The following is a 12,133-nucleotide window of genomic DNA, read 5'->3' as shown; positions in this document are numbered from 1 at the left end:
TATTTTTAGTTCTATTATTTAATAGTATCTTTGTTTAGATTGTAAGCAGAACAAGATATGAAAGTAGAAGAACCCATAGGTGAATATTATTCCCAGTCATATATCAAAAATATAAGACGTAAAATTATTAAGTCCATCAGAGAAGAAGAAAATGTTGATGTACTAAAACAGTATATGCAGCTTCAAAAAGAAAAAGGGGGACAGATTAATCTTTCCAGAAAGAAAAGGAGAGAATTGTTCGATAGCCAATCCTTAATAGGAAGTATTGATTCTGAAATTCCTTGGGAAGAGATGAGAGATAATATTTTAAAAGAAAAATATAACCTAGAATGAGAGTCTTTTTAGATACCAATATATTAATGGAATCCATAACCAACCGTTCACATTCCGCTGAAATCTCCCGCATATACAATCTATATAAAACTAGAGTTGTCGACTGCTATATTTCTCAAGATTCTTTATATACAATTACATATCTTGTGGAGGCATACTTAAAGAAAACAGATTCTTTATCCAAAAGAGCAACGTTTAGATAAGCTACGTAATATACTTAATAACATATTATTAATGTCGGATATTTGCGACATTTCAAATGAAGAATTAAACAAAGGCATATGGGATGCTAATTTTACAGATATAGAAGATAGTTATCAATATCAAAATGCAATAGCCGAACAATGTGAATACCTAATAACTCTGAATAAAAAAGACTTCTATACCAACAATGACCAAATAGAGATTGTAACTCCCGAAGAATTTATAAGAAAAATATCATCTGAACTTTGATATTATTCCATCTGCTCTCTATATAAAGTCGGTGTCATTCCTGTCACCCTTTTAAAGATGCGGTTAAAATGTACAGGTGATTCAAATCCGCAAGTAGCACTAATTTGAGATATATTCATCATACTACTATTCAATAGTTTACAAGCATATCCGATACGCATATCAAGTACATACTCTTTGAATGTCTTTCCTGTGTTTTCTTTAAAGTATCGGCAGAAAGCAGCAGGGTTCATCGCTGTGTAAGAAGCAATTTCATCCAGACCGATAGACTCGGTATAATGTTTATTCAAATAAGCAATCACCTTTTCCATTCTTTCATTACGCATGATGGAAGGAGATGGGGTATAATGGGAAGTAGTCAGATATTTCCTGTGATTATTGGTAGCCATCATCTGTAAAAGTGAAAGCAACAGGATGATTTGCTCCGCTCCCCTGGCAGAAGGTATCTGTTTTAATAGCTTGATAATTTTCCCTGAGTGGACAACAGTGAATTTAATCCCCCTGCAAGCATCTTCCAATAAATTCCTGATAGGAATAAACTGGGAGTATTGAGAAATAGAATAATGCATAAAATCTTTCTCAAACTGAATATTCACTCCTTTTACTTTCAGTTTGGATTTTTCTCCATTATCGGATTCTTCTCCGTCATCCGGTGGGCTTTGCATACTATGAGGCAGCTCGGAACCGAAAAGAATCAAATCACCTTTTGAATAAGAGATAATGCTGTCACCTACCAGGCAATCCCCCTCTCCCTCCTCTACATAGATAATTTCATACTCATTATGAAAATGCCACGGATACGTAAAACGCGGATATTCATAAAAGCGGGCACGGACGGGATTGGAAGTCGTAATAGTCAACTTCTCATTCATTATCTTCTTCATAAATCTCCTTTCTAAACTACCTTTGCAAAGATAGGTAAATATCTTGCAAAAATACGCATCATAGCATGTATAAAAACCCGCTATTTTTGCATCAATTCATAAAAACATTTGATAGAAACCATGAACGAATTATTTAGTATTGCCGGTAAAGTTGCTGTTATTACCGGAGCAGGTGGTGTACTGGGTGGAAATATTGCCCAACACTTTGTACAGCAGGGAGCAAAAGTAGTCGCTATTGACATTCGTCAGGAGCAACTAGACAACCGTGTGGCTGAACTTAAGCAATACGGTGACGATGTAATCGGTATCATCGGTAATGTACTTGACATCGCCAGCTTGGAGAAAGTAGCCGAAGAAATCGTAGCCAAATGGGGACAGATCGATATTCTATTGAACATTGCCGGTGGCAATATGCCGGGAGCTACTCTTGAACCGGATCAGCACTTTTATGATATGGATATCTCTTGCTGGGAAAAAGTGACTAATCTGAATATGAACGGGACAGTCTACCCATCTATGATATTCGGTAAAGTAATGGCAAAACAAGGCAAAGGATGTATCATTAATGTATCCTCAATGGCAGCATACAGCGCTATCACCCGTGTACCGGGATATTCGGCTGCAAAAACTGCCGTAGCCAATTTCACTCAATGGCTGGCAAGTGAAATGGCACTGAAATACGGTGATGGTATCCGTGTAAACGCTATTGCACCGGGCTTCTTTATCGGCGACCAAAACCGTCGTGTGCTCATCAACCCGGACGGTTCACTGACAGATAGAAGCAAGAAAGTATTGGCTAAAACTCCTATGAAACGTTTTGGTGATATTAAAGAATTGAATGGCGCCGTGCATTTCTTGTGTAGTGAAGCCGCTAGCTTCGTAACCGGAGCCATGCTACCTATCGATGGTGGTTTCAGTGCATTCAGCGGAGTATAAATAATCGCTCCTTAATAAAGAAAAGAAACTATGATGGAAAAAACTTGGAGATGGTTCGGCAAGAAAGACAAGATTACCTTGCCGATGCTCCGACAAATAGGAGTAGAAGGGATTGTCACTGCCCTGCATGATGTACCGAATGGTGAAATATGGACAGTAGAAGCTATTAACGATTTGAAATCATACATCGAATCGTATGGGTTACGCTGGTCGGTAGTGGAAAGCCTTCCTGTTTGTGAAGCAATCAAATACGCAGGAGCGGAACGTGAACAGTTAATTGATAACTACAAAACAAGCCTTGCCAATTTGGGTAAATGCGGCATAAAAACAGTTTGTTACAACTTCATGCCCGTTATCGACTGGATACGTACAGACTTGCAATACCCTTGGCCGGACGGTACCAGTTCCCTGTATTATGACCGCATCCGTTTTGCTTATTTCGATATCCGAATCCTAGAACGTGAAGGAGCTGAAAAAGATTACACTGAAGAAGAACTTCAGAAAGTTGCCGAGTTAGATAAGGTTATCACAGAAGCAGAAAAAGACGCTTTGATTGATACCATTATCGTCAAGACACAAGGTTTTGTCAACGGCAATATCAAAGAAGGAGATAAAAATCCGGTTGCCATCTTCAAGCGGCTACTCGCTTTGTACAAAGATATAGACCGCGATACTTTGCGTGAAAATATGCGTTATTTCTTATCTGCAATCATGCCTGTATGCGAAGAATATGAAGTTAATATGTGCGTACATCCGGATGATCCTCCATTTCAGGTATTAGGTTTGCCACGTATCGTTACCAATGAAAGTGATATTGAATGGTTCCTGAATGCCATAAATAATCCTCATAATGGATTAACTTTCTGTGCAGGCTCTTTGAGTGCAGGCGAGCATAACGATACACGTGAGTTGGCTAAGAAATTTGCAAAAAGGACTCATTTCGTACACCTGCGCAGCACGGCTGCCATGCAAAGTGGGAACTTCATTGAAAGCTCCCATCTTACGGGAAGAGGACATCTGATTGACCTTATCCGTATCTTCGAGAAGGAAAATCCGGGATTACCGATGCGTGTAGACCACGGACGAATGATGCTGGGAGATGAAGATAAAGGCTACAATCCGGGATATTCTTTCCACGGACGTATGCTGGCTCTTGCACAAGTAGAAGGAATGATGGCTGTGGTGGATGATGAGAAAGAACGACAGATTGTATTATAATCTTGCAGTACTGATACAGTACAGAGCTTCGTCAGAGCAATAACCAAGTTATTTGTTTCAAGGCGGGAAATATTTTGTTTCACGGTGTGAAACAAAGTGTTTCGTTACTTGAAACTGATGGTTTCCTGCCTTGAAACTTTAGTTCCAAAGGCTCGAAACTCCAGTTCCAAAAGCGGAAAACTATAGTTTCTAAAGCTGGAAAATTCAGTCTCAAAGACAAGAAACGACTATTCCTCCGGACCTTTTGTTATGATCATATGTGAGGGTAAATTTTACCCTCACACTACTCTCACCTTTACCCTCACCCACGAAAGTTCGATGGATAAAGGGATTGAGAGCCGGGTGAGAGTGTGAGGGTAAAATCAACACAATCTTTTATTTGTTAGCTACTTTATCCGTATCTTCCCTACAAAATCTTTTTTATCTATATTCAGTTCTTCCAAAGAGGTGATCCGTTTGCCGTTCAACACGATGTTTTCAAACAAAATATTCTCAACCTTCCTATTCTTATCATAACCTTCCATCAAAGAAGGATTGATATATTTCCCGATACATGAAATATTACGGAACGTTATGTTTCTGACACCTCTGCCGGGCCCTGTGTTATATTTTTGGTTATACATCACCCGAAGATGAAATAACTGTCCTTCCTGAATATGCTCCACACGAATATCCTCAAAAGTAATGTTTTGTGCCAAATTGTGATCTCCTACGTTGATAGTCATGCAGCCTTGATAATCACGATCGTCCTCATCATGTTCCAAGATATCGATATTCTTGAACAATATATCTTCTAAAACTTCATCTCCTGTTTTCGTATTTCCATGTGTACCGATATTGATGGGGTGAGCAATATCCGCCCATAGTGTAGAATTAAGTACACGGATATTACGAGAATCTCCATAATAATTCCAACGATGCGTATAGATGGCTATACAGTCGTCTGAATTACGAAGAAAAACATCATCAATCACTACATCCGAGCAGGACATAAAATCCAATCCGTCACTCCAGCCCTGATAACTGAATGATTTCAGGTTTTTGATAGTGATTCCTTGCGATTGCCCACCGGAAACAGTGTAGTGACGGGAGTTGACGACTGTAATTCCATCAATCAGTACATTCTTGGAGTATGCCACCGATATTCCCTGCTGCGGTTCAAGCAACATACCGTGTCCGAGAATCTTTACATTCTCTACACTGTCGCAAGTCAGGCAACCTTTCAGCACCGCTCCACCTTCCAGATAGACAGTCGTGTTGGAAGGAATACGGAAGCATTTGCCTGCCACATCAGTGGGTTCGTGTATACCGGACTCAAAATACATCACATTCGGATCATTCTTATCAGGCACATTCTCAATGATCGGATTGGCAAACACATGCAGATTATTCAAACGGTCACCGTTGAACTCTACAGAGAGCTTTTGCGGTTTATCCAATGTGAACAGCAGAAAATTTCCGTCTATCTCCGGCTGAATGCCTTTGGATAACGGACGCACTACTGCTGAACGGAGTTCTCCGTTATTCTTTTGCACCAGCACTTCCACTTTACCGGAAAAATCAAACTGTACCATGGTTGCATCCGACTTGGTATCCATATCCACCTTTACATTATATTCATAAAGATCTACCCAATCTTTTTCACCCACTTGACGTACCTTTACTGTGTAGTCATCGTTGTGACGGGCATAGTAGATACCTTGTGGCACCGGATAGATGACAATTTCTGCCTGTATAACTCCTGAAGTCATTACAAGTAAAAATGTAAACGCTATTCGTATCAGTCTATTCATTTTAAGTTGTTCATTTATTTTGCATACATCAATGTACCAAGTCCAAGTACATCATATCCGCCGGAATTAGCATCATAATAACCGCCGCCTCCTTCTATTCCTACATATTCGGTAGCAATCTTAGTGTATTTGAGATTATCATCCGAGATGTTTTTTACCCCTTTGTAATGATAGTAAGGCAACGCCCATATCGCACGTTTGATCCATTTACCATCACCAAGTGCTGTTTGCTCTTCCGGAATCGGATATCCCCATTGACTCTGTTTTTGCCATATATAAGTAGTATATGGTACAGTCTCATTGGTATAATTACAACAAGCGGCATATTCGCAAGCCCGCATGAACAGATTGTCATCATAGGCAAAGAAATCGTCTCCCTGACTCCATGCCAACTGGCAAATAATTCCCATCAATCCGACACACATCAACGTGTGCCCTTGGTCACGTCCACTCTCCTGCCATTGAGCAAAGTTATAGTCCGGTGCATAATCGTGATAGATAGCACGACGTAAACGTCCGTTTGTATCACCAGTCTGCAAATGGTCGATACCTTCGTTATAAATATCACGACGATCGGTAACGATGCCGATAGCCATTTTAGCCGCTATATTACAAAGACACCAGTTAGCCCAATAATGTAACGCATTCGTATCGTGATGGCGTTTCAGAAAATCGTCATTGGCAGGATAGAACACTTTAAGTAACCAATTCTGGAAAGCTGCGAAGTCCGCACGGTCCCATCCTCCATAGTCCCTCAATAATTCACCGGCAATAGCAAATTCATAACCATAAAGTCCTGCGGCAAGAGATAAATTCGTATTACCCGTTACACCGACGCAAGTCTGTACCCACTTATTCAAATTCTCCACCGCTTTTGCCGCATATTCATCATCTTGTTCAATCTTCCAACGAAGCGCTTGCTGATATGCGATAGTAGCCCCTCTGGCTGCATTCATATAATTTTCATCACCGGAAATGCCACGTTTAATCCATTCCGTAGGATAAGTATCTGCCGTCTTCTGCGAAAACTGACTTTCTACTAATAATTGATAAGCACTTACCCAAGGCTCTTCTCCGGCAGCTTTTTTATCCCGGATACGCTGGAAATCTGCCTCCGTATGCAACCCTTCATGCAGCATGGGTTCTGTTGACGGTTTAAGTTCAACCTGTTCCAAATTTACGTTATTATCAGGAAGGGGAATTTTATTCAAATCAGTTTCCACATTGACATCCGGAAGGTCAATGCCGTCACCACATCCTGCCAAAAACAGGGTAGCGAATACTGCAGCTATGTAATATATCTTTTTCATCATACTTTTGGTTTAATGGTACACCGCATCTACCATTGATTACGGTGTACCCAATTATAGTTTATTGCTCTACTAACTCTAATTTGAAATTATCTATCTTAGCCCGCCCTTGTTTTACTGTAATCGTACAAACAAAACCAATGACCACATCGGTAGGCTCTTCCACAAGAATATCAACGACTACATCACCCGTACCGGAAATAGAAGCATTTGCCAGACTCTTACTTGGTATATCACTAGTATTTGCCATCTCATTGCCTTTACAAACCGCAATATAACCGGTAAAACCTCTGCCGTCATATTCATAAACGTGTGCCGTCAACTTATATTTTCCTTTTTGAAGATGAGAAGTCTGATATACCTTACCATCATTTTTAGGATTGTCAAATCCCCAATCTGTTTGTAAAGCCAAACCTGCGTCACTTCCATCACCATATTTCGTTTTAAATGCCAAATCAACAGCAGCACCTCCTTCACCGGCAGTCAAGTTAGAGTTCTGAACTATCCAATAAGCGGCTTTTGCCCACTCTCCTTTTTTATGGAATCCATTATCTCCACCTTCTTTTACATAGTCAAAAGGCTGTTTATAATTCATAAGTACATATTGAGAAATATCTCCATCCGCCGGCAGAGGTTGTAATATATCACTCTCTACGGGCTGTGTAATGCCTTCAAACACCATTGTTACTTTTCCACCATTGAAACCTTGCGGAACTGTTACTGTTATAGCAGTCGTAGTAATCTCTTTAACCGCAACAGGTACGGATATTCCCTCAAAAGTAACTGTAACAGAATTCTTATCCGTTCCAAAACCTTTTCCTGTAAATGTTATTTCCTGTCCGGCTTTTACTAATGTACCATAAGGATAAATATACGGTGTTTCAACGGAAGTGATTTCCGGAGTTTCCCAAACTTCAAATGTGCCCGATTCGCCCATCTCTATTTCCCTACCCTGAATGATCAGTTTAATCTTCACCGGAGCTTCAGATGAAACTCCTTTTGGAACATTCACTACAATATTACCTTTATCATTCAGTGTCACTTTATCACAAACTGTTTCTCCGAAAAAGACCTGAATATTTTCAGCTTTCGTACCAAAGTTCTGACCAATGATCGTTACTTCCGCATTAATATATCCGGCTTTCGTTGAAATGCCTGTTACTGTCGGCATCGGTAATACCGTATATTTCAACTGTGTCCCAATAGTTTCAAACGGAGTGATGACAGTAATTGTATAATCTCCGGCTTCCAATGAAACAGGTACAGTGAGTGGAATACTCTTATCTGTCAAATTATCAGTATCTATTGCAGCTTCTACAGGTTCTCCGCCAGCTTTAGAGAAAGTGACTTTCAAAGGCTCCAACCCCTCAACAGACCTATCCAGCAATTCTTGCACAAGATTGGTTCCTGTTATTGCAAATTTACTGCCTGCAAAACCAGATGGAACCGGTTCGCCTTCCTTAGGAATATCAAGCGTTGCATGCTTCAACACTGTGAAAGGATAAGATGCTAAATCAATCGTTTGTTCTGCCATAACAAGTGTCATGACTCCACTGCCAGCTGTCTCGGGAACTTTGGCTGTAAATTCGGTATCAGTAGGCGTACCCACAATCTCCGCCTTTTCTGTGGAAGTTCCAAAAGTCAAAGTGTATAATGCTTTAGAAGAAACAAATTCTTGTCCTTCGAAAACAATACTGGCACCCGGAAAACCATAGGAAGGTTTCACTACACTAACACCCGGCTTACCAAGTACACGATAAACAAGATCAGTCTCTACACGTTGTCCGAAGACTTCAACGGTTATCTTTCCGTTTGTTGCAGATTCCGGCACTTTCGCAAGAATTGCATCGTCGACACAGGAGACTACTGCTGCCTCCTGGGAACCGATAAAAACTTTCACATCTTCTGTTCTGATACCAAAATCACTGCCACTAACGGTAAACTCATTCCCAACATATCCTTCTACAGGATCTATCTTTGTTACAGTTGCCACAGGATCAGTGTAACTCATTGGAACAATTTCTTCGTTATCCTCGTCACAAGCAGCCAATGCGAAAAGCGAGAGGAAAACGGGAAACAGATAGTTATATATTTTCTTCATAATCTTAATTATATTATCACGATGAATTACTCTTTTTTCTTTTTCCACATCATTCAAGAATCAATTTCAATTCTGTTACCTTAAAGTATGAATTGCCTTTGGCCAGAGAAGTAAGGAATCCAATGACAACATCCGTTGTCTCCGCCACTTCAAACGAAGGTGTCACCAACGTACCCGAATCATCATTTGTACCAGCTTTATCATAGACCACACAAACTCCATCTAATTGCTCAATATCAGCCACATCCGGTATATCACTCTCACTATTTCCTTTAGCTATTAATGCAGAAATAAAATTCCCCGCATCATTTACTACCAACGAATAGGCATAAGTAACTTCCAATCTATACTTACCAGGACGGAGCGTAGCAACTTGCCACATTTTCCCATTCGCATAAGCTTCCTTGTCCCATCCATTCTGGAACGCTAATGTGAAGCCCTCTGCTGCTTTATACTGCATTCCGGTAACAGTAGTATTGTTTTTTGCATTGAAAGATGCCTTATTCTGATTCCATACTGCCGGAGTCCACCATTCACCGTTCTTCCAATTTTCGTCATTTGCCTTGGCAAACGGCTGCTTGTAGTTTTGGAGGTAAAGCACTGTCACATCACCCTTTGAGTTAGGATTAAACATTGCACTACCTGTCATTGTATATCCATGAATAGTTACAGTCACATTACCTGTCTTATAATCTGCAGGAGTTGTCGCAACAATAGTAGATTCATCCACCAGTTCAAATTCAGCCGGCGTTCCGTTGAAGCTGACAGAAATATCAGATGGATCCGCACCAAAGTTCTCACCTGTTATAGTAACCCTGTCTCCCGTATCAGCTACCCCCTCACCGTCTTCACTATCAGAGGTCACTGTAATGACACGTGGTGTCGGCAATACTGTATAATAACCGATATTCTCCACCTTTTTATTATAAATCTGTAAAGACAGATTGCCTGTTACTGCTGTTTCCGGCACTTCCACTACCAAACGGTTATTTTTGCAATCGAGCACTTTATTTGATTGAGCTTCACCGAAGAAGACCTTCACAGCTTCTGCACGGTCACCAAAATTGGTTCCCGTAATAACTACCTGTGTAGTGACATATCCGTCCGTTGGATAAATGCTCTCCACTACCGGCACAGGATAATCATAAACTCTATACTTGGGATCTTGCTCACAACCGGAGAAAAGTGCGGAAACACAAGCAAGTATTGCCAAGTGAAATGTATATTTGAATAAAAACTTCATATAATCTATGGTATTATACGTTAAACGTTTGAATGATTAATATCCCGGATTTTGTACCAGATTTGAATTCAGGTTGATTTGATTTCTTGGAATCGCCCACAAATAATCTCCCTTAGTAAATGCGCAGTCGGATGATTTGAGAAGCACTACACAAGGTAGTTTACCTTTACCTGTCTCTACTTCTTCCGTCCCTTTCGTAAAAATAGCCGGATTGAAAGCACTGGTAGCATTCCCGTTTTCGTCTATAAATGCCGTCGGATAGCTGGCATTACCTACTACCGCACCGCAACGAGACTCATTCAGATTCTCTTCCGCAATACCCCAACGTTTCAGGTCGTCGCAACGGAAACCTTCCATATAGAGTTCCAAAGCACGTTCACGACGGATCTCATCCAGCATTACCTGATTAACTGTCTTACTCGCATTTGCCGGTACTCCTTCCTGAATTCGCTTTGCCAATGCATTTGTCAGGTTGGCAATTCCTGCACGGGCACGGACTTTATTTATTGATTTATTCAACTGGTCATCTGATATTTCACCATAACGTTCCATTACAGCCTCGGCATAGTTCAAGTATACTTCTGCCAACCGAAGTACCGGATAATTGGCCGATTCATCTTTACTTTGGCGTTGAATATCAGTAATAGCGAATTTGGAAACACCATACCCACAGTTCTCAACTGTCAGGCTCGTAGCATATGAACCCACATAAGAAGTCAAACGGAAATCCCGATTCTGAAATTCGTCCCCCGGATTCTTATATCCCTGAAACTTATCAGACATACTGACCGGAAGCCCGTCAGTGCATAAAAACATATCAATTAATTTCCGACTGGGACGCATATCCGTATAAATCACCTGATTCAAAGCAACCTGTCCTTTACGCGTTTCCTGACTATATACAGAAGCAATGATAAATTCCTTGTTCGTCGCTCTTCCTGCACCGGCAGGATTGCTAGCTTCTTCTTCAATATTAAACAGGTAACGGCTACTCATATTTCTCATCGCTGCTACATTATTATAATTCCAAAGAGAATAAACAGCATCCCCCATCACAGTTTCGGATAGTTGAAGAGATTCTTCCAGGAAAGCATTTACTTGATCGGAAGCCGGACCGGCAGAACCTTCAAAATCGGTAGAAGTGCCATTGTATTTACGCCAAGTAGCTTCATAAAGCAACACGCGAGCTTTAAATGCCTGTGCAGCCTGTCTACTGATTTTACCTTTGTCGGCAGAGGTTATATTCTGTTCCAACGGCAGCCCTGCGATAGCCTCATCCAAATCAGAGAGAATCAAATTGACAACTTCATAACGGCTATTACGTTTTCCATACAACTCCGGTGAAGTCACGTCGAGAACTTTCGTAACGACAGGCACTCCGCCAAAAAACTTTAATAAGTAAAAATAGTTATAGGCACGAAAGAAATGACCTTCGGCTAATTCTTTTTTAATATCCGCCAAATTACCTGTATAGGAAGAAACTGCCCTCTCAAACATGTGATTAGTGGCACGAATATTACCATAGCAGTTCTCCCAACGACTATCGTCATTAGGAACTCCCATCACACCGGTTCCTACACCATACGAATATCTGAAACAAGTGGAGAGATCGGATGCTGCATCCATGTGATCGAATATACTTCCATAAGAAGATTGCCATCCTAATAATTGCCCGTAAAGCCCGTTAGCATATTCACGAAAATGCTCCGGAGTTTTGAAATAAATCACATCTGTCTTGGCATCCAGTGGTTCCAAGTCAAGGAACGTATTCACGCATGAAGAAAATCCCAGTGCGCAGGTGCAAATTAATATATAGTTCGTTATCTTTTTCATATCTTCTATTCTGTATTTAATTTTCCATA

The 12,133-nt window shown here is 40.6% G+C and carries 10 protein-coding genes; 4 read left to right on the top strand and 6 right to left on the bottom strand.

Features of this window, described 5'->3' with window-relative positions; all coding sequences use genetic code 11:
* The first annotated feature begins 57 nt into the window (after positions 1-57).
* Together I2I13_RS05145 and I2I13_RS24675 are read left to right on the top strand one after the other, a co-directional pair.
* Positions 58-333 carry a hypothetical protein gene (locus tag I2I13_RS05145; RefSeq protein WP_195649002.1) on the top strand — a complete coding sequence of 92 codons (276 nt, stop codon included), beginning with the start codon at positions 58-60 and terminating at the stop codon, positions 331-333.
* Positions 330-536 carry a PIN domain-containing protein gene (locus tag I2I13_RS24675; protein WP_370540801.1) on the top strand — a complete coding sequence of 69 codons (207 nt, stop codon included), beginning with the start codon at positions 330-332 and terminating at the stop codon, positions 534-536. Before I2I13_RS05145 ends, I2I13_RS24675 begins: the two co-directional genes overlap by 4 nt.
* A 252-nt stretch (positions 537-788) precedes the next feature.
* Here the strand turns inward: I2I13_RS24675 and I2I13_RS05140 are convergent, their stop codons facing one another.
* Positions 789-1,670 (bottom strand): AraC family transcriptional regulator, encoded by an 882-nt coding sequence (locus I2I13_RS05140; RefSeq protein WP_148366036.1) that lies wholly within the window; start codon positions 1,668-1,670, stop codon positions 789-791.
* Between the two features lie 120 nt (positions 1,671-1,790).
* On the opposite strand from I2I13_RS05140, the gene I2I13_RS05135 reads away from it, so the two are divergent.
* Positions 1,791-2,606 carry an SDR family oxidoreductase gene (locus tag I2I13_RS05135; RefSeq protein ID WP_117935118.1) on the top strand — a complete coding sequence of 272 codons (816 nt, stop codon included), beginning with the start codon at positions 1,791-1,793 and terminating at the stop codon, positions 2,604-2,606.
* 30 nt (positions 2,607-2,636) lie between these two features.
* Entirely contained in the window at positions 2,637-3,824 is a 1,188-nt protein-coding gene (gene uxuA / locus I2I13_RS05130; RefSeq protein WP_195649001.1) for a mannonate dehydratase, read from the top strand.
* 386 nt (positions 3,825-4,210) lie between these two features.
* Here uxuA and I2I13_RS05125 read toward each other — a convergent pair whose 3' ends face one another.
* From I2I13_RS05125 to I2I13_RS05105, 5 genes are read right to left on the bottom strand one after another with little or no spacing between them, the layout of a single operon-like run.
* Positions 4,211-5,617, bottom strand: coding sequence for a glycosyl hydrolase family 28 protein (locus I2I13_RS05125; protein WP_195649000.1), 1,407 nt, complete (start codon positions 5,615-5,617; stop codon positions 4,211-4,213).
* 14 nt (positions 5,618-5,631) lie between these two features.
* Entirely contained in the window at positions 5,632-6,930 is a 1,299-nt protein-coding gene (locus I2I13_RS05120; RefSeq protein ID WP_195648999.1) for an alginate lyase family protein, read from the bottom strand.
* Between the two features lie 58 nt (positions 6,931-6,988).
* A complete protein-coding gene (locus I2I13_RS05115; RefSeq protein WP_195648998.1) occupies positions 6,989-9,028 on the bottom strand; it encodes an IPT/TIG domain-containing protein in 2,040 nt (679 codons plus the stop codon).
* A 49-nt stretch (positions 9,029-9,077) separates the two neighbouring features.
* On the bottom strand, positions 9,078-10,271 hold the full coding sequence (locus I2I13_RS05110; protein WP_148366024.1) for a DUF5013 domain-containing protein: 1,194 nt from the start codon (positions 10,269-10,271) through the stop codon (positions 9,078-9,080).
* Positions 10,272-10,307: 36 nt separating this feature from the next.
* Positions 10,308-12,104: a RagB/SusD family nutrient uptake outer membrane protein gene (locus I2I13_RS05105; RefSeq protein ID WP_195648997.1), complete on the bottom strand. Its 1,797-nt coding sequence runs from the start codon at positions 12,102-12,104 to the stop codon at positions 10,308-10,310.
* Between the last annotated feature and the right edge of the window lie 29 nt (positions 12,105-12,133).

This window comes from Bacteroides sp. D55t1_190419_B8, from assembly GCF_015558905.1.
GTDB classification, from domain to species: domain Bacteria; phylum Bacteroidota; class Bacteroidia; order Bacteroidales; family Bacteroidaceae; genus Bacteroides; species Bacteroides vicugnae.
The sequence above is the reverse complement of the archived record's forward strand: the minus strand, read 5'-3'. Positions and strand labels throughout refer to the sequence as shown.